The organism is Mycobacterium sp., assembly GCF_965277065.1.
Taxonomy (GTDB): Bacteria; Actinomycetota; Actinomycetes; order Mycobacteriales; family Mycobacteriaceae; genus Mycobacterium.
Window position 1 is genome coordinate 156563 of record NZ_CBDIBT010000019.1, and the last position, 18293, is coordinate 174855.

At 65.9% G+C, this 18293-nt stretch carries 19 protein-coding genes; 7 read left to right on the forward strand and 12 right to left on the reverse strand.

Going from position 1 to position 18293, the window contains the following annotated elements; genetic code table 11:
• The first annotated feature begins 28 nt into the window (after nt 1-28).
• On the forward strand, nt 29-571 hold the full coding sequence (locus tag ACQY5A_RS17905) for a hypothetical protein (RefSeq protein WP_428338530.1): 543 nt from the start codon (nt 29-31) through the stop codon (nt 569-571).
• On the opposite strand, the gene ligA is transcribed toward ACQY5A_RS17905, so the two are convergent.
• The 4 genes from ligA to ACQY5A_RS17925 form a co-directional block, all read right to left on the reverse strand.
• Nucleotides 560-2638 (reverse strand): NAD-dependent DNA ligase LigA, encoded by a 2079-nt coding sequence (gene ligA, locus ACQY5A_RS17910; protein ID WP_428341690.1) that lies wholly within the window; start codon nt 2636-2638, stop codon nt 560-562. The two genes, ACQY5A_RS17905 and ligA, sit on opposite strands and share 12 nt — an antisense overlap.
• 40 nt (nt 2639-2678) lie before the next feature.
• Entirely contained in the window at nt 2679-3392 is a 714-nt protein-coding gene (msrA, locus tag ACQY5A_RS17915) for a peptide-methionine (S)-S-oxide reductase MsrA (protein WP_428341691.1), read from the reverse strand.
• Nucleotides 3393-3462: 70 nt separating this feature from the next.
• Nucleotides 3463-4005, reverse strand: coding sequence for a nuclear transport factor 2 family protein (locus ACQY5A_RS17920; protein ID WP_428341692.1), 543 nt, complete (start codon nt 4003-4005; stop codon nt 3463-3465).
• Nucleotides 4006-4051: 46 nt separating this feature from the next.
• Entirely contained in the window at nt 4052-5065 is a 1014-nt protein-coding gene (locus tag ACQY5A_RS17925; protein WP_428341693.1) for a methionine synthase, read from the reverse strand.
• Nucleotides 5066-5138: 73 nt separating this feature from the next.
• Here ACQY5A_RS17925 and ACQY5A_RS17930 point away from each other — a divergent pair, with 73 nt between their 5' ends.
• Nucleotides 5139-5762 carry a sensor domain-containing protein gene (locus ACQY5A_RS17930; protein WP_428341694.1) on the forward strand — a complete coding sequence of 208 codons (624 nt, stop codon included), beginning with the start codon at nt 5139-5141 and terminating at the stop codon, nt 5760-5762.
• Nucleotides 5763-5773: 11 nt separating this feature from the next.
• Here ACQY5A_RS17930 and mnmA read toward each other — a convergent pair whose 3' ends face one another.
• Genes mnmA through ACQY5A_RS17950 form a run of 4 tightly spaced genes read right to left on the reverse strand, consistent with a single transcriptional unit; the run spans nt 5774 to nt 9803 of the window.
• Nucleotides 5774-6847 carry a tRNA 2-thiouridine(34) synthase MnmA gene (gene mnmA / locus ACQY5A_RS17935; protein WP_428341695.1) on the reverse strand — a complete coding sequence of 358 codons (1074 nt, stop codon included), beginning with the start codon at nt 6845-6847 and terminating at the stop codon, nt 5774-5776.
• Nucleotides 6844-8025 carry a cysteine desulfurase family protein gene (locus tag ACQY5A_RS17940; RefSeq protein ID WP_428341696.1) on the reverse strand — a complete coding sequence of 394 codons (1182 nt, stop codon included), beginning with the start codon at nt 8023-8025 and terminating at the stop codon, nt 6844-6846. The genes mnmA and ACQY5A_RS17940 overlap by 4 nt, the downstream gene beginning before the upstream one ends.
• Before the next feature lie 33 nt (nt 8026-8058).
• Nucleotides 8059-8973 carry a lysophospholipid acyltransferase family protein gene (locus tag ACQY5A_RS17945; protein WP_428343220.1) on the reverse strand — a complete coding sequence of 305 codons (915 nt, stop codon included), beginning with the start codon at nt 8971-8973 and terminating at the stop codon, nt 8059-8061.
• Nucleotides 8970-9803 (reverse strand): GNAT family N-acetyltransferase, encoded by an 834-nt coding sequence (locus ACQY5A_RS17950; protein WP_428341697.1) that lies wholly within the window; start codon nt 9801-9803, stop codon nt 8970-8972. Before ACQY5A_RS17950 ends, ACQY5A_RS17945 begins: the two co-directional genes overlap by 4 nt.
• A 149-nt stretch (nt 9804-9952) precedes the next feature.
• Here ACQY5A_RS17950 and ACQY5A_RS17955 point away from each other — a divergent pair, with 149 nt between their 5' ends.
• The gene (locus tag ACQY5A_RS17955) at nt 9953-11731 is read left to right on the forward strand and encodes a flavin-containing monooxygenase (RefSeq protein ID WP_428341698.1); all 1779 of its coding nucleotides are present in this window, start codon (nt 9953-9955) and stop codon (nt 11729-11731) included.
• Here the strand turns inward: ACQY5A_RS17955 and ACQY5A_RS17960 are convergent.
• Nucleotides 11724-12119: a PPOX class F420-dependent oxidoreductase gene (locus ACQY5A_RS17960; RefSeq protein ID WP_428341699.1), complete on the reverse strand. Its 396-nt coding sequence runs from the start codon at nt 12117-12119 to the stop codon at nt 11724-11726. The two genes, ACQY5A_RS17955 and ACQY5A_RS17960, sit on opposite strands and share 8 nt — an antisense overlap.
• Nucleotides 12120-12182: 63 nt before the next feature.
• Between ACQY5A_RS17960 and ACQY5A_RS17965 the strand changes: the two genes are divergently transcribed.
• Both ACQY5A_RS17965 and ACQY5A_RS17970 read left to right on the forward strand, forming a co-directional pair.
• Nucleotides 12183-13667, forward strand: coding sequence for a cryptochrome/photolyase family protein (locus ACQY5A_RS17965; RefSeq protein WP_428341700.1), 1485 nt, complete (start codon nt 12183-12185; stop codon nt 13665-13667).
• Nucleotides 13667-14047 carry an SRPBCC family protein gene (locus ACQY5A_RS17970; protein ID WP_428341701.1) on the forward strand — a complete coding sequence of 127 codons (381 nt, stop codon included), beginning with the start codon at nt 13667-13669 and terminating at the stop codon, nt 14045-14047. The genes ACQY5A_RS17965 and ACQY5A_RS17970 overlap by 1 nt, the downstream gene beginning before the upstream one ends.
• 7 nt (nt 14048-14054) lie before the next feature.
• On the opposite strand, the gene ACQY5A_RS17975 is transcribed toward ACQY5A_RS17970, so the two are convergent.
• Nucleotides 14055-14555 (reverse strand): DUF427 domain-containing protein, encoded by a 501-nt coding sequence (locus tag ACQY5A_RS17975; protein WP_428341702.1) that lies wholly within the window; start codon nt 14553-14555, stop codon nt 14055-14057.
• Between the two features lie 103 nt (nt 14556-14658).
• On the opposite strand from ACQY5A_RS17975, the gene glgX reads away from it, so the two are divergent.
• Nucleotides 14659-16812 (forward strand): glycogen debranching protein GlgX, encoded by a 2154-nt coding sequence (gene glgX / locus ACQY5A_RS17980; RefSeq protein WP_428341703.1) that lies wholly within the window; start codon nt 14659-14661, stop codon nt 16810-16812.
• 25 nt (nt 16813-16837) lie between these two features.
• Here the strand turns inward: glgX and ACQY5A_RS17985 are convergent, their stop codons facing one another.
• Nucleotides 16838-17113 (reverse strand): hypothetical protein, encoded by a 276-nt coding sequence (locus ACQY5A_RS17985; RefSeq protein WP_428341704.1) that lies wholly within the window; start codon nt 17111-17113, stop codon nt 16838-16840.
• Between the two features lie 230 nt (nt 17114-17343).
• Here ACQY5A_RS17985 and ACQY5A_RS17990 point away from each other — a divergent pair, with 230 nt between their 5' ends.
• Nucleotides 17344-17910 carry a dihydrofolate reductase family protein gene (locus ACQY5A_RS17990; RefSeq protein ID WP_428341705.1) on the forward strand — a complete coding sequence of 189 codons (567 nt, stop codon included), beginning with the start codon at nt 17344-17346 and terminating at the stop codon, nt 17908-17910.
• A 25-nt stretch (nt 17911-17935) separates the two neighbouring features.
• On the opposite strand, the gene ACQY5A_RS17995 is transcribed toward ACQY5A_RS17990, so the two are convergent.
• Entirely contained in the window at nt 17936-18277 is a 342-nt protein-coding gene (locus tag ACQY5A_RS17995) for a DUF3253 domain-containing protein (RefSeq protein ID WP_428341706.1), read from the reverse strand.
• Between the last annotated feature and the right edge of the window lie 16 nt (nt 18278-18293).

Genomic DNA, 18293 nt, shown 5'->3' on the forward strand with positions numbered 1-18293 from the left:
TTCCGGCAGACGGAGTATCCATGCAGGTGTGAGCTTGCTATCCGACGCCCAGATCGCCGCGCTGTCCCCCGCTGAACGGCGGCAGTTGATCCAACGTCTCGAGCGCCCGCTGTCAGAGCTGCTGCCGGTCGCCCTGGCGCACCGGATCCGCTGGGGCTGGCTGGGGATCATGACCGGTGGCACGTTGGTGCTGATTCCCTGGATCGTGTACCTGGCTTTCGCGCTGCCCGATGACTATCTGGTACACGACTGGACGGCGACCTGGGTCGGCTTCGACCTGATACTGCTCGGCTTGATGGCGGCAACCGTCGTATTCGGGCTGCTGCGACGACAAGTGATGCTGCTGACCGCGTTCGCGACCGGAGTGCTGTTGATCTGCGATGCGTGGTTCGACCTGATGACGGCCGGCGCCAACGACTTTCGGATCGCGATCCTGACCGCCGTGCTGGGTGATCTCCCCTTGGCCGCCATCCTGATCACCGGCGCGCTTCGCCTGATCAGGTTCACCGTGGTACGAATGTGGCTGCTGGAACCGAAGACCCCGCTGTGGCGGTTGCCGCTACTCCCCTGAATCAGAAGGCCCCTCTGCCAACAGCTTTCGGAACCCGTCCTCGTCGAGAACGGGCACTCTGAGTTCTACTGCCTTGTCGTACTTCGAGCCGGGAGAGTCGCCGGCGACCACGTAATCGGTTTTCTTCGACACCGAACCGGCGGCCTTTCCGCCGCGGGTCAGGATCGCTTCTTTGGCGTCGTCGCGGGAGAAGCCGGCCAGCGACCCGGTGACGACGATCGTCACGCCCTCCAGCGTCCTGGGCACATTGGCGTCGCGCTCGTCGGCCATCCGAACGCCGGCCGATCGCCATTTGTCGACGATCTGGCGATGCCAGTCGACGGTGAACCATTCGGTCACTGCGTCGGCGATGGTCGGGCCGACACCCTCGACCGCGGCGAGTTGTTCGGTCGACGCCGACGTGATCGCGTCCAGGTTTCCGAATTCGGTGGCCAATGCCCGCGCCGCTGTCGGCCCGACATGCCGGATCGACAATGCCACCAACACCCGCCACAGCGGCTGCTTCTTGGCGGTGTCCAAGTTGGCCAGCAGGCGTTTGCCGTTGGCGGACAACGTGCCGGCCTTGGTGGTGAACAACTCCGTACGCAACAACTCGTCTTCGGTGAGGCTGAACAGATCACCCTCGTCGTCGATCACCTGTGCTTTCAGCAGCGCGGTGGCCGCCTCGTAGCCGAGTCCTTCGATGTCGAACGCCCCGCGTCCGGCGACGTGGAACACCCGCTCGCGCAGCTGCGCGGGGCAGGACCGGGCATTGGGGCAGCGAATGTCGGCGTCGCCCTCCTTCGCAGGCGCCAACGTCGTTCCGCACTCGGGACACGTTGTAGGCATGACGAATTCACGCTCGGAGCCGTCGCGCAGGTCGACGACGGGACCGAGCACCTCGGGGATCACGTCACCGGCTTTGCGGATGACCACGGTGTCGCCGATCAGCACGCCTTTGCGTTTGACCTCGGCGGCGTTGTGCAGCGTCGCCAGGCCGACCGTTGATCCGGAGACGGTGACCGGCGTCATGAACGCGAACGGTGTGACCCGCCCGGTTCGGCCGACATTGACCCGGATGTCGAGCAGTTCGGTCTGAACTTCCTGCGGCGGGTATTTGTAGGCGATCGCCCATCGCGGCGCACGCGAGGTCGAGCCGAGCCTGCGCTGCAGCGTCACGTCGTCGACTTTGACTACCACACCGTCGATTTCGTGATCCACGTCGTGGCGGTGCTCGCCCCAATAGGCGATCCGCTCGAGGGCGCCGCCCGCGTCCTCCACCCGGGTGGTGTGGTCGGAGACCGGCAGCCCCCAGGCGGCCAGCGCCAGGTAGGCATCGTGCAGGGTGTCCGGACGGTAGCCCTCGACATGTCCCAGTCCATGGCAGATCATCCGGAGTTTGCGACGCGCGGTGACGGCCGGATCCTTTTGCCGCAGCGAGCCCGCCGCGCTGTTGCGGGGGTTGGCGAACGGCGTCTTACCGTCCTCGACGAGGGCGGCATTGAGCGCCTCGAAATCGGCGAGCCGGAAGAACACCTCACCGCGCACCTCGAGCACGTCGGGCACCGGATGATCGTCGCTGGGGGTCAGCCGCTCCGGCACGTCGTCGATGCTGCGTGCGTTGAGCGTGACGTCCTCCCCGGTGCGCCCGTCGCCACGGGTCGCGGCCCGAACCAACCGGCCGTTGCGGTACACCAAAGCCAATGCGACGCCGTCGATTTTGAGTTCACAGAGGTACGGCACGTCCAATCCGAATTCGCCTCGGACGCGGTCGGACCAGAGGTCGAACTCCTCGGCGCTGAACACGTTGTCCAGCGACAGCATCCGCTCCAAGTGCTCGGCCGAGGTGAAATCCGTGGCGAAGCCGGCGCCGCCGACGAGTTGGGTCGGCGAGTCGGGTGTGCGCAACTCGGGGTGTTCATCCTCGAGGGCGGCAAGACGGCGCAGCAGTGTGTCGAAGTCCGCGTCGGAGATGACCGGCGCATCGCGCACGTAGTAACGGAACTGGTGTTCACGTACCTCGTCGGCCAGTTCGCCCCACGCGCGACGCACCTCGGGCCCAATGGGATCAGCCTCTGGTGAACTCACCCTGGCAGGCTATCGGAGGCTGCCGACAGCCCTCTGTCAGCTAGTCGCGGTAGAGCTCCGGGAAGTCCGCCTTCAGCGCGCCCAGCTTGGGCAGGTCGTTGGCAACGATGTAGGCGTTGTTCGGATGCAGGCTGAGGTAGTCCTGGTGGTACGCCTCGGCCGGAAAGAAGGACGCTCCCGTCGTCACAGTCGTGACAATCGGCGCGGGAAAGGCGCCCGCCTGGTTCAGCTGGCCGATGTAGGCGTTGGCGATCTTCGCCTGACTGTCGTTCTGGGCGAAGACCACCGAACGGTAGGACGGGCCTACGTCGGGACCCTGGTAGTTGAGTTCGGTCGGATCCTGGACGACGCTGAAAAACACCCGCAGCAGTTGACCGTAGCTGACCTGAGTCGGGTCATAGGTGATGCGCACCGACTCGGCGTGCCCCGTGGTCTCGGTGCCCACGGTCTCGTAGTTGGCTGTCGCGGCGTCTCCGCCGGCGTATCCGGATTGCGCCGCCGACACCCCTTTGACGTGCTGGAAAACGCCCTGCACACCCCAGAAGCAGCCGCCGGCCAGCACTGCGGTCTCGGACTTGGAACCTCCGCTCGCCGGCTCGTCGATTGTCGGTGACGGAAGTGCACTCGCCGTCGTGCCGCTCGCGGTCGGCATCACGGGGCTCCGAACGAGAAACGCCGCGGCGGCCAGCCCGATCACGGCGAGCCAGCTCGCCAGCACAACTCGTTGACGCCCGGTTCCAGTTTTGCGATTCATGCCCATCCCTTGTCCCCTCCCCAGAGACCGCCAGCTTATAGGAGTTGCGCGAACGGCGCCCCTGGCGAATTCATGGATGAGATGACCTCAGTAACGAAAAGAATTCGTGGGAGGGATCGTCGGACCCGGGCCGGCCCCGGGGGGTGTCCCGGGTCATCGGATGGCTGGTGTCGACCGCCGACGGATCATGGACATGCGCCCAGTCGGTGACGACGCACCGCGTGGTGAATTTCCATGTCCCGTCCCGCTTTTCATATTTATCCAGATAACGCCCGCCCACCACGACCTCGGTTTCGCCATCGCGCGCGGCGAAGGAGTGTGTCGCAATGCTGTAGATCTCGCCCTCGGCAATCTGGCCGCTGATGGCGAAGTTGGTGGTGGTGATGTGGTGTTGCATCGAGCGAACGTAGGGCCGCGCCTCGGCAAGGCTGCGCAAAAAGGTGTCGACGGAACCCGATGAGAACGATCCGTGACTGTCCTCGGCGTCCGGGTGATAGAGACCACGAAGAGTCTCCAGGTCGCCGCGATCGACTGCGCGGGCGTAGCCGTTCACGAGCTTTCGCAGCGCATATTCGTCGAGCATTTCTTCTACGTCGGGTCGGGCGATGGCCATCGTGCAACGCTAGCTGGGGGCCGTGTCCGCAGGCCTGGATGGGCAGCTAGATGGCGTCGGGGTCGTCGGCGAAAGCCTCGGCGACTTGGCGCACCAGGCCGACAGCGGTGCGAGCCCAGTCCGGAGTCGCGCCGGCCAAGCCACATGCCGGGGTGATGCCGATGCGGTCGCGCAACACCGACCGGCCGAAACCGAGTCGATCGGTGATGGCCGCCGCACTGGTGGCGACCTCTTCGACCGCGGGGCGGCGGTCCGGCGCGCTGGACGCCACCACGCCCAGCATGACGACCCGCCCCGATTCGACGAACTCTCCGACGGCGTCCAGATCGGCAGCTCGTAGTTTTGCGACGTCGACAGCGACCGCGCTGATTGTGCTGTCCTGCAAAGCTTTCCACGGAATCGACGAGCCGCAGCTGTGTACGGACACTTCCGCACCGGCGGCGGCTGCGCAGATGTCGAGCATCGTGGTGGCCAGCGTCTCCTCGATGGCGGCCACCGAGCTCAGCGATGTGACACCGCCCAGCCGGCCCGCGACGGCGGCGGGCAGCGAGGGCTCGTCGAACTGCACGACCACCGGCACGTCGAGTCGACGAGACATCGACGCCCGGTGCGCGGCGACCCCCTCGGCCAGCGAGATGGCGATGTCGCGCAACGCACCCGGATCGGTGATCGCCCGGTGCCCGTTGGACAGCTCCAGCTCCGCGGCCAGCGTGATCGGCCCGGGCGCCTGTACCTTGACCGGTCGCCCGCTGCCCCGCAGGCCCGCAATCTCCCAAGCCTCTTCGAGCGCGTCGATGTCCTCGGCGAGCAGGCTGGCTGCCCGTCGGGTAACCGCGCCGGGCCGGCCCACCAGCCGGTAGCCGCGCGGCACGGTGTCGATGGCGATGTCGATCAACAGCGCGCCAGCTCGCCCGATGATGTCGGCGCCTACTCCCCTGGCGGGCAACTCGACCAGATGCGCCATCGCAGCACCCAACTCGCCGACGACGACTTCGGCTGCCGGCCGCGCGGCGGTGCCGGGCCATGACCCGATGCCGGTGCCGGTTGCGAAAACGCTCACCGGAGAACCGTATTCGATCGCGGTTTCGCAGCGCCGGGCAAGGGCAGCTGAGTGCGATTACGCTCTGCTCAAGATGACGACGCGACGGCTGATGCTGTGTGCCGCGGCTGTGCTGGCCGCGGCCTGTACCCGCGTGGTGGACGGCACTGTCGCCGAGGAATTCGGCGCCGCCTCTAACCTTTCCGGTGTCGACGTCGCGCGGGTGTTGCTCGATCAGTCCCGCATGCAGGCGATCACCGGCGGCGGCGAGCACCTGACGATCATCCCGTCGATGGATGCCACGTCCCCGGTCGACATCGACACGCTTGCCCACACTGCGCCGCCGTGCCGTTTCGTCTACTCCGACACCGCGACCTTCGGGCCCGATATCGAGGCGTTCCACAAGACCACGTTTCAAGATCCACCGCACGGCGGCCTGATCTCGGAAGGTGCCGCGGCCTATCGCGATGCGGCTACCGCCCGGCGCGCGTTCGGGGCGTTGGTGACGACGGTTCGCGGCTGCGCCGACAGCTCGGCCGGGTTGGGCCTTCTCGGCGACTGGACGGCCGACGACCGGTCGCTGCAGACCAGGCCGGGCGACTGCGGACGCGATTACCTGCTGAAGTCCGTGGTGCTGGTCGAGGTCACCTACTGCGGCTTTCCTGACTCGGTGTCGACGATCGTGCTGTCCAACATCGCCGCCAACCTGCCGGGATAGACGACGAAGCGTTACGACGCGGCGGCGATGGTGGCGCTGCCGAGCACTTCGTCGCCGTCAGGGTCGCGGCGGTACAGCACCAGCGTCTGGCCCGGCGCGACACCGCGCAGCGGGCTGCGCAGTCGGACTGTCAGCTCTTCGCCGCCCGGTTGCGCTTCGGCGTCGACCGCTTCACCGTGCGCGCGCACCTGCACCGCGCACTCGATCGGTCCGTCGGGCACGGTGCCCGCGGTGAACACGCTCTGGTGGCCGGCCAGCTGCCATATCTCCAGGTCAGCGACCGACCCGACTTGAACGGTGCCGGTCTCGGCGTCGATCGCGGTGACGTAGCGCGGCTGGCCGTCACGTCCGGGGCCAGCGATACCGAGCCCCTTGCGCTGGCCGATCGTGAAACCATGCACACCGTCATGGGTGGCCAGCACGGCGCCGCCCTGGTCGACCACCGGGCCGCGGCGCACCCCGATGCGCGCACCGAGGAAGGCACGGGTGTCGCCGGACGGGATGAAGCAGATGTCGTGGCTGTCCGGCTTTTCGGCGACCGACAGGCCGCGGCGGGCCGCCTCGGCACGTATCTGGGTTTTGGGGGTGTCCCCGATCGGGAACGCGGCATGGCGCAGTTGACCGGCAGTCAGCACCGCAAGCACGTAGGACTGGTCTTTGTCGGCGTCGACGGCACGACGCAGTCGCCCGTCCGAGAGCCGGGCGTAGTGACCGGTGGCGACCGCGTCGAAACCCAGCGCCAGCGCGCGAGCGGCCAACGCGGAGAACTTGATCCGCTCATTGCAGCGCACACATGGATTCGGGGTTTCGCCGCGGGCATAGGACGACACGAAGTCGTCGATCACGTCTTCTTTGAACTTGTCGGCGAAATCCCATACATAGAACGGGATCCCGAGGACATCGGCGACTCGCCGAGCGTCGCCGGCATCTTCTTTGGAGCAGCAGCCGCGCGAGCCGGTCCGCAGCGCGCCGGGGGCGTGCGAGAGGGCCAGGTGGACGCCGACGACATCGTGGCCGGCATCGACCATTCGGGCCGCGGCGACTGAAGAGTCGACGCCGCCGCTCATCGCCGCGAGCACCCTCATCGGGACACCCCCGCGGTGGCTAGTGCCGCCTGCCGGGCCCGGGCCACCGCCCCGGGTATCACCTGCAGCGCCGCGTCGACGTCGGCGTCGGCGCTGGTGTGCCCCAAGGACAGGCGCAGCGATCCGCGGGCACTGGCAGCGTCAGCGCCCATCGCGATCAACACATGTGACGGTTGCGCCACGCCGGCGGTGCAGGCCGATCCGGTGGAACACTCGATTCCATTGGCATCCAGCAACATCAGCAGCGCATCACCTTCGCACCCGTCGAAGGTGAAGTGCGCATTGCCCGGCAGCCGGCGGACGCCGGTGGCGCCGTTGAGGCGAGTGTCCTCGACCGCAGCGAGCACACCGTCGATCAGCCGGTCCCGCAGCTGTCTCAGCCGCGCACTATTGGCGTCCAGCCCGTCGACGGCCAGCGCAACCGCGGCGGCCATGCCGACCGCGGCGGCGACATCAGGTGTGCCAGAACGAATGTCACGCTCCTGGCCGCCACCGTGCAACAACGGTGTGCAGCCGACATCGCGCCGAAGCAGCAATGCGCCCGCTCCGGGTGGGCCACCGAACTTGTGCGCGGCCACACTCATCGCGGAGAGCTGGCTGGCGCCGAAATCGACGGGTAGCTGACCGACCGCTTGGACCGCGTCGCTGTGGATGGGAATATCGAATTCGGCTGCCACGGCCGCAAGTTCGTTGATCGGCATGATCGTGCCGACCTCGTTGTTGGCCCACATCACCGTCACCAGCGCGACGTCGTCGTGGATCTGCAGAGCCTCGCGGAGGGCCGCTGCCGACACCGACCCGTCCGCGCCCGTCGGCAGCCAGGTGACCTCGGCGCCTTCGTGCTTGACCAGCCAGTTGACCGCGTCCAGCACGGCGTGGTGTTCCACTTCGGTGGTGATAACGCGACGGTGGCGCGGCTCGGCATCGCGGCGGGCCCAATAGATGCCCTTGACGGCGAGGTTGTCGCTCTCGGTGCCGCCTGCGGTGAAGATCACCTCAGACGGCCGGGCACCGAGTTTGGCCGCGATCAGCTCGCGGGCTTCCTCCATCCGCCGGCGCGCGAAGCGACCGGTGGCGTGCAGCGACGAGGCATTACCGACGCTACTCAGGACAGCCGTCATCGCCTCGATGGCAGCGGGGTGCATCGGGGAGGTGGCAGCGTGATCCAGGTAGGCCATGACTTGCCCAGGATAGCGACGCCCGCATAGGGGTCAGGACGCCAGCACGGACGACCGCTGGCCGTGGCCGGAATGCGGGACCGCTGTGGCACGGATCGCGGCCTGGCAGCGACGGGCCAACTCCCGCCGATCATCCCCCGGCAGCTGCAACGATTCGACGTAGAGCCGCGCGACCGTGCGGCGGGCGACCATCAGTCGGCCGATCGAGGCCAGCAGTGTGTCGTCGCCGATGTAGGCCGGAACGGTCGACACCCGGCCGTCGCGGTGCTGGTAGCGCAACCGCAGCGGCTGGACCGGCCGACCAGTGTCGATGGCGGCCTGGAACATGGCCGGGTAGTACGGCCCCGACCCCTGGTGGGAGTGCCCCGCCGTGCCCGATGGTCCGGACAGGCCGCACCAGGTGGTGCCCTCCGGGAAGGCCACCACCGTGTGGCCGGCGTACAGCCGAGCGGCGACGGTGGCCACCACCTCAGGCAGCTCGCGCAGCTTGGCGCGTTCGATCGGGATGACCTTGACGATGCGGGCCATCATCCGCACCGCCGACGTGGCGGCCACGTCGGCGCGGGCCACAAACGACAGCGGCGATGCCCGCCACCGGCTGGACGGCAGCGTCGCGCCGATCGTCAGGATGTCCAGCCAGGACGTGTGATCGCTGACCACCAGCACGCCGGGCAGATTGCGGATCGGCCCGCCGGAAACGGTGATCTTGACCCCCAGGCACCACAACAGCAGTCGGCAGTAGATCTGGCGTGATTTCGACCAGCCCGGCAGCACCCCCGCCAGCAGGGGCAGCGCGGGCGCCAACAGGAGCAGTAGGGTGATCCGCCGTGCGACCCGCAGCGCCACGATCAGTCGCCCAGTTGCCTGGTAGCCCCCGACCCGGATGCAGCCGGTGTCGCACGTCGCCCGCGGCAGCCAGGCGTGGTCACGCGGCGCTGGCGTGTTCACCACGCCGCCCGGCCCGCTGCTTCGGTGGCCGCCGACACTGACCGGAGTCGCCGCAGATAGCGAGTATCGGCGTGCCGTTTGTCCAGCAGTGCCGGGAAGTCACCGACACCGAAGTCCGGGTCGTGGGCCGGCTCACCGCAAATTTGCGCTCCCAATCGCAGGTAGCCGCGCAGTAGCGGCGGTATCACCGGCCGCGCGGGCGGTGCGATGTCGTCGAGGCGACGTCCGTCCACGATCACTGGCCGGCGCGGGTGCACCCGGTACTCGGCGGGGGCGGCGTGGCGTCGCGACACGAAATCCCGGACGCCGCGGATCTGGGTGCCGTCTGGCTCACCGTCCACCACCACCGGCACCGACACGCAACCGGAGACGTAGTCGTAGTCGCAGTGGTCGAGGTAGGCCAGGATGCCGGCCCACATCAGGAGCACGACGGCCCCGCTGCGATGGTCGTTGCGCACCACCGCGCGGCCCATCTCCACCAGCGACGGCCGCAGCGAGTCCAGCGCCCGGATATCGAATTCCGTTGCGCTGTAGAGCCCTCCGGCTGCGACGGCACCGGTCGGCGACAGCATGCGATAGCAGCCCACCAATTCGCCGGAGTTTTCCTCGCGAACAAGCAAGTGGTCACAGTGCTCGTCGAAGCGATCGGCGTCCAGGCTGTCACTTTGTTGTGAGAGGGCATAGCCTGGCTCGCTACTGAACACCTCGTGGCGCAGCCGCTGAGCGGCTTCGATAAGGCCGGGATCGGTCGACAGCAACAACGAATATCGCGGTTCGGCGGACGAACACGTCCGCTTCTCGGCAGGTATGAGTACCGACGCTGTGGTCATAAACGCCACAGTTGCGTTGTTGTTCAGCCAGATGGCATCAGAGCCGTGACGTGTCCGTGCACGGTAGATGACGATGTCGCAGCGGCAATTTGAACAATCACTGGCGTTTAGGCGTCGTCCGGCCCACAAACTTGATTGACTGTTCAGCCGTGACCTCTAGCAGCAGCGCAAGGCCATTCGATCCCGAGGCGTTGCGGAGCAAGTACGCCGAGGAGCGCCAGCGCAGGCTACGCGCTGACGGCATCGCGCAATACGTGGAGATCACCGGCGCATTCCGCAAGTTCGGCGATGATCCGTGGGCCGACCCGGACTTCAGCCGCGACCCGATCCACGACGCCGTCGACGTCGCAGTCGTCGGCGCGGGTTTCGGCGGGCTGCTGATCGGGGCGCGATGCAAGCAACTCGGCGTCGACAACGTGCGGTTGATCGATAAGGCCGCCGACGTCGGCGGAACCTGGTACTGGAATCGCTACCCCGGAATCGCCTGCGACGTTGAATCCTACGTCTACATGCCGCTTCTCGAAGAGCTCGGTTACATCCCGACCGAAAAGTACGCCAAGGGCCCCGAAATCTGGGCGCACTGCCGTCGCATCGCCGAGCATTACGACTTGTACCGCGATGCGTGCCTGCAGACCGAGGTGCAGGAAATCCGTTGGGAGTCAGCAATTTCCCGCTGGGTGATCTCGACTGACCGTGGTGACGAGATCCGGGCGCGCTTCGTGGCGATGGCCAACGGCTACCTGCAAAAGCCGAAACTGCCTGGCATTGCCGGTATCACGGACTTCGGCGGGCACACCTTTCACACCAGCCGCTGGGATTACGAGTACACCGGCGACCAGCTGGGCGCTCTGGCCGACAGGCGGGTCGGAATCGTCGGCACCGGCGCGACGGCCATTCAGTGTGTGCCGAGGCTCGCCGAGGCGGCCGGTCAACTGTTCGTCTTCCAGCGCACCCCATCGACGGTGGACGTGCGGGCCAACCGTCCGACCGAACTGGACTGGGCCGCGGCACTGGAGCCGGGGTGGCAACAGCGACGGATGGAGAACTTCCAAATCCTCACTGCCGGTGGGTCATCCGATGAAGACCTGGTCGACGACGCGTGGACCAGCCTCACCAAGAAAATGCCGATCGTCAACGAAGGCGGCCCGAATGCCGCCGAGCTGGCCGACTTCGCCAAGATGGAGGAGATCCGCGCCCGCGTCGAAGCCGTCGTCACCGACGCCGCGACTGCCGCGGCGCTCAAACCCTGGTACGGGTACTACTGCAAGCGACCCTGCTTCCACGACGAATACCTGCAGGCCTTCAACCGCGACAACGTCACCCTGGTCGACACCCGCGGGCTCGGGGTCGAGCAGATCACCGCTGAGGGCGTAATAGTGGCCGGCATCGAATACCCCTTGGACTGCTTGATTTTCGCAACCGGATTCGAAGTCGGGACCAGCTACTCGCAGCGCACCGGTTTCGATATCATCGGCCGAGACGGGCTGACCCTCACCGACAAATGGGCGGATGGCGTCCGCACGTTGCACGGCTTGCACGTCAACGGTTTTCCGAATTGCTTCGTCGAGAGCATCGCCCAGTCCGGCTTCACGGTGAATTTCCCGTATCTCATCGACACTCAGTCTCGCCACATCGCCTGGGTCATCGCGTGGGCGCTGGAGCATGACGTCGCCGAAATGCAGGCGACCGCGGACGCCGAAGCCGCCTGGGTCGACACCGTCGTCGAGCGTTCCAGCGTCATCGCCGGCCGACGCGAATCGTGCACTCCCGGGTACTACAACCGCGAGGGTCAGGCGACCGCGCGGCTGAACCGGGACAGCTTCTTGTTCGGCAGCCCAACCGAATACGCCGATATCCTGGATGCCTGGCGAACAACCGGCACGCTCGAGGGGTTCGACCTTCGCGAGTCCAGCGGTCAGCTCAACTAGACAGGTCGACCCGCAGAACCAGGCGGGGCTTCCTACCGCGCGCCAGAATGCGCTCGATGAACGTCACGATGACGAACTCGAAGCCGTACTTGCGACGGATCACCCCGGCCAGACGCTCAACGGTCGCGGGCTCGGTGATCACCTCGGCAACTCCGCCGACCGGAGCGGCGCCTTCGCGGACCTTGCCACCACGGCTACACGGAACCAGCGTGACCCGGGGATTGTTTCTGGCCCGTTTGGCCTTCCAACTGTCGACCGGCGTCCAAAAGAAGAGGTGGTCGCCGTCGCGGCCGATCCACATCGGCGATGCGACAGCGATGCCGTCCTTCTTGAAGGTTGTCAGGGATACGAATTTCTCCGTACCCAGTGCTGACACGGCGTCTGCCATCGTGTTCCTCGATCCATGCCCGGCCCCGGAAAATGATTCGGATTCTGCAGCAAGGGTATGGCAATGACTATGAGTTCGGACACCCGACGCTGGTGCTTCGCCGATCAGCTCGGGCCGCATTTTCTCGATGAACCCGACCAGCCGGTCCTGCTGATCGAGTCGCAGGCGGCGTTCACCCGGCACCGCTTCCATCGTCGCAAGGCGCACTTGGTGCTGTCGGCGTTGCGCCACCGCGCGGCCGAACTCGGCGATCAAGCGACGTTCGCGCAGACGCGTACCTACCGTGAGGCGCTCGATCAGCTCGACGAGCCGATCAGCGTGTGCCAGCCCACTTCATGGGCCGCTGATGAATTCGTCCGGTCACTGCCGGACGTCGATGTTTTGCCGGCCCGCGGATTCTGCACCGACCGCGAGGCATTCACGGAATGGGCCGAGGGCCAGCGCGCGCTCAAGATGGAAAACTTCTACCGCGACGCGCGACGGCGATTCGACCTGCTGATGGACGGCAACCGGCCGGCCGAGGGACGATGGAACTTCGACGCCGACAATCGTGAGCCCGCGCCCGACGGTGGCGATCTCGGGATCACGGCACCGTGGCGACCCGACGAAGACGAGATCGACGAACAGGTCCGCGCTGATCTGGACCGTTGGGAGCGCGACGGCGAGGTCGCATTCGTCGGCCGTGACGGCCCGCGCGAATTTGCCGTCACCGCGGTCGAAGCGCAAGCCGCGCTCACGGTTTTTGTGCGAGATCGCCTGCCGCACTTCGGCCCTCACGAAGACGCCATGCTCAGTGGCGACCGCTTCATGGCGCACAGCCTGCTGTCGGCGCCGATGAACCTGGGTCTGCTCGACCCATTGGACTGCGCCTACGCCGCCGAAGACGCCTACCGATCGGGCACAGCACCGATCGGCAGCGTCGAGGGCTACATTCGGCAGCTGATCGGTTGGCGCGACTACATCTGGCATGTCTATTGGCATTTCGGCAAGGGCTACCGCCGCCGTAACGCGCTAGACGCTCACGCCCGCATACCGAAATGGTTCGCCGAGCTGGACGCCGACGCCGTCGACGCGAACTGCCTGAAGGACGTACTCGCCCAGGTCCGCGAACACGGGTGGGTACACCACATTCCGAGGCTGATGGTGCTGTCGAATTACGCCCTGCAGCGCGGGTGGAATCCCTCCGCGGTCACCGACTGGTTCCACCGCTGCTTTGTCGACGGCTACGAATGGGTGATGGTCGCCAACGTGATCGGCATGTCGCAGCACGCCGACGGCGGGCTGATGGCGACCAAGCCGTACACCTCCGGCGGCGCCTACATCAATCGGATGAGCGACTACTGCGGCGATTGCCGCTACCGTCCCGGTGAGCGGGTGGGCGATCGGGCCTGCCCGTTCACCGGCGGCTACTGGTGGTTTCTGGACCGCAACGCCAAACACCTCGAGAACAACCACCGGATGAATCAGCCGCTGGCCGGTATGCGACGACTCAAGGATCTCGGCGACGTCGTCGAACAACAACGAAGTCTGGGAGGGAACGCCCCGTAATGCTTGCCGTCCACCGATTCATCGCTGCACCACCGTCGGTGGTGTGGGACGTGCTCGTCGATCTCGACGCGTGGCCGAAGTGGGGCCCGACGGTCAGCGGGGCGTGGCTCGATCCCCCGCACACCCGCTTGGAATTGGGCGCAACCGGTAGCGTGCGCACGCCATTGGGTTTCGCCGCCCCGTTCACCATCACCGAGTTCGAAGCGGGCCGGCACTGGGCGTGGAAAGTGGCCGGCATCCCGGCAACCCATCACCGGGTCGAGCCGGCCGACGGCGGCGCGCGAGCGAGTATGTCCGCTCCGTTGTGGGCGACCGCCTATCTGTCGGTGTGCGCGATCGCGTTACGTCGTATCGAGGCGATCTCGACTGCTGCACTGTGATCCGGCGTCACCAACCCATCGATCCCGGAATTCCCTTGAAAGGGCCGACAATCCAGCTGGTGATCCAACCGCCGTAGAAGCCGCCCGGCTGCGGGGCCACCACCTCACCGTTGACCGTGCACTGATCCACGGCCGCGGCCATCACGGCGATCGCACCCGCCAGCGGCGCGAAACCACCAGCGGGCTGAAGGTAGGTCCAAGCCGCCTGCGGCGCCACCCGCACCTCGGTCACCAGGTCGTAATACGTTGCCTGTCCTTTCCATTCACACCACGAAGCGCCGTCAGCGGGGCGCAGCACCCCGTCGGCGAAAGCGGTGCCGGGCAGGTAGTAGGTCGGCGGATGACTGGTCTCCAGCACCCGCCAGGCGCGCGTGGTCGAGGCAATCGTTCGGCCGGCCAAGTCGACGGTGATCGAGCCGGCGAACTCCTCCAGCCTCGGCGGGCGCGGATAGTCCCACACCGATTCCTGTCCGGGTCCGGGCTTATCGGGGGTCGGCCAACGATTCATTACTGCATTGTGCCCCGGTTCACATGATGTGTGACTAGCCGCCTGGTGGGTAACCTGCACCGTCGGGTCGCGGCTCCGCGGCCCTTTGACGAAAGAAGGCGCTGTGACAGAAACCGCGGAGTCGACTCGGTCGGTGCGCATCGAGCAGTGGCCGGGCAAGGCCTACCCGCTCGGCGCGACCTACGACGGGTCGGGCACCAACTTCGCGGTGTTCAGCGAGGTCGCCGAGAAGGTGGAGCTCTGCCTCTTCGACGCCGACGGCAACGAAACCAGGATGCCGCTCAACGAGGTCGACGGCTTCGTCTGGCATGGCTTCCTGCCCACCGTCGAACCCGGTCAGCGCTACGGCTACCGAGTGCACGGGCCCTATGACCCGGCCGCCGGGCAACGGTGCAACCCCAACAAGCTGTTGCTCGACCCCTACGCCAAGGCGATCGACGGGAATTTCGAATGGCACCAGTCGCTGTTCAGCTACAACTTCGGCGACCCCGACAGCCGCAACGACGACGACTCCGCGCCGAACATGCCGAAGTCGGTCGTGATCAACCCGTATTACGACTGGGGCAATGACCGCCCGCCGGGCCACGAATACGCCGACACCGTCATCTACGAGACACACGTCAAGGGCCTCACGGAGTTGCACCCCGACATTCCCGAGCGGATGCGCGGCACCTACGCCGGCATCGCCCACCCGGTGATCATCGAGCATCTGAAGAGTCTGGGCGTCACCGCGATCGAGCTGATGCCGGTGCACCACTTCGCCAATGACTCCACGCTGGTGGACAAGGGACTGTCAAACTACTGGGGCTACAACACAATCGGCTTCCTGGCGCCCGATTTCAAGTACACCTCCAGCACCACACCCGGCGGCCAGGTGCAGGAGTTCAAGACCATGGTCCGCGCCCTGCACGAGGAGGACATCGAAGTCATCCTCGACGTCGTGTACAACCACACCGCCGAGGGCAATCACATGGGGCCGACCTTGTCGATGCGTGGGATCGACAACGCGGCCTACTACCGGTTGGTCGACGACGATCAGCAGTACTATATGGACTACACCGGAACCGGCAACAGCCTCAACGTCGGGCATCCGCACACGCTGCAACTCATCATGGATTCGTTGCGGTACTGGGTGACCGAGATGCACGTTGACGGATTCCGCTTCGATCTGGCCTCCACCCTGGCCCGCGAGTTCTACGACGTCGATCGTTTGAGTGCGTTTTTCGAACTGGTGCAACAGGATCCGATCGTCAGTCAGGTCAAGCTGATTGCCGAGCCGTGGGATGTCGGCCCGGGTGGTTATCAGGTCGGCAACTTCCCTCCGCAATGGACCGAATGGAACGGCAAATACCGCGACACCGTTCGCGACTACTGGCGCGGCGAGTCGGCAACCCTGGGCGAGTTCGCCTCGCGGCTGACCGGCTCGGCCGATCTCTACGAGTCCACCGCTCGGCGTCCGGTTGCGTCGATCAACTTCGTCACCGCGCACGACGGCTTCACACTGCTAGACCTGGTGTCCTACAACGAAAAACACAACGACGCCAACGGCGAAGACAACAACGACGGCGAGAGCAACAACCAGTCATGGAACTGCGGGGTCGAAGGACCCACCGACGATCCCGAGATCAACGCGCTGCGGGCGCGCCAGCAACGTAATTTCCTCGCCACAACGATACTGTCGCAAGGTGTTCCGATGATTTGCCATGGCGACGAACTCGGGCGCACGCAGGGCGGCAACAACAACGGCTTCTGCCAGGACAACGAGATCACCTGGGTGCACTGGGACAAAGCTGACATCGACCTGGTGGAGTTCACCCGGTCGGTGTCCGCCCTGCGGGCGGCACATCCGGTGTTCCGGCGCCGCCGGTTCTTCACCGGGCTGCCGGTCCGACGGCGAGGCGCCGAGGGGCAGCTCGATATCTCCTGGTTCCGGCCGGACGGCTCTGAAATGACCGACGAAGACTGGGATTCGGGCTTCGGTAAGTCAGTAGCCGTTTACTTGAACGGATTGGGCATCCCCGATCTCGACGCCCGCGGGCAACGGGTGACCGACGACTCGTTCCTCCTGTGCTTCAACGCCCACCACGAGCCGATCGAATTCACCCTGCCACCGGCAGAGTTCGGCCGGGCGTGGACGCCCGTTGTCGACTCGGCCGCGGAAACGGCGAATGTGGAAGACCCGCAACCGACTCCGGCCGGCAATGCTGTCCAGGTCGCCGCGCGGGCGATGGTGGTGTTGCAGGCCGACGACGAGTGAGCCATCGGCGTAACCGATTTGTAATTTAGTGTGGCGCCTCGGAGATCTTGCTGTCGGGCTTGCCCAGCGTCTGGCAGTACGTGGCCGCCGACAACCGGGTGGCGGTGATCTGCAAACTCGCCGGGTCAGTGCCGCTCTTGTCCTTGAGCATCTTGCTGACCTCGTCGTTCTGCTTCTTCTCGTCCTGCGTGGTGAAGTCCTTGCACTTGGTGTCACCACCGGTGTTGATGATCTGCGAAGCAGAACATCCACTGAACATGAGCGCGGCGATCACGAGCGCCCCAGGCACCATTGCCTTCATCGTTAAGCCTTTCCTAGACCGAAGTAGCAAGTCTTTATACACCGCTGCGTGCGATCTCAAACCTCGCCGAGCAACGATCAAAACCTGTGGGTGACCGGGGGGAGAAAGCCCGTCGCGACGATCGTCGAATCTAACTTCGCGACAGTGCGTTTGAGGAGCAAAGTCCCGAGCCGGACGACATCTCGCGTGGCGTCGCGCTGAGTTTTGCTCTGTGATGCAGTCTGATCTGCATGGGCAAACTCATTTATGGCCTCAACGTGTCGGTGGACGGATACATCGCCGACGCGCAAGGCAACATCGATTGGTCCGATCCGAGCGAAGAACTGCACCAGTACTGGAATGACTTCGAGCGGGAAACCGCCCTCTCGTTCTACGGGCGGCGGCTTTACGAACTGATGTCCGCGTACTGGCCGACCGCCGACAAAGTCACGGACGCCACCCCTCAGATCGTCGACTTCGCGCAGGTCTGGCGCGACATGCCCAAGGTCGTGTTCTCGCGCACCCTGGAGTCCGTCAACTGGAACTCCCGCCTGGAACGCGGTGACCCGGTCGAAGTGGTGACGAGGCTGAAGGCCGAAACCGACGGCAGGCTGGAGGTGGCCGGCGCGACGCTGGCCGCACCGATCGTGCAGGCCGGACTGGTGGATGAGTACCGGATTGTGGTCGCGCCCACCGCCGTGGGCGGCGGCACACCGTTCTTCCCGACACTGCCGTCATGGATCTCGCTGCGACTGTTGGAGAACCGCAGCTTCCCGGGCGGCACGGTCCTGCTGCGCTACGAGGCGAAACACAACTAGATCCGACTTGCAGTTCGGCGAACTGCTATCGGGGTGGCGATATCCGTATCCGGATGGGCCCGCGCGGCGGGTGGCGAGGATCGACGGCTTCACCGCGCTGAGTGATGTCCACATCCCCGTTGCGCGCCAATGCCAGAGCGGTGCTGCGACTGTCGTTCATCAGGTCTCGCCAATGCTCTCCGCCGACGGCACGCGCCGCATCCGATGGGCAGATGCTGGAGTCCGGCCCGCGATGGGCCGCCAGCGCCAGGATCGCCGCGCGCAAACGGGTGACGGCCGATGCGCTGCCGAGCGCGGTCGCCGCGAGATCGGCTGTCGGACCGTCGCCGTCGGACACCGTGGCCAACTCGCGCTGCGGATCGCTCACGTCACCAGGCTAGGCC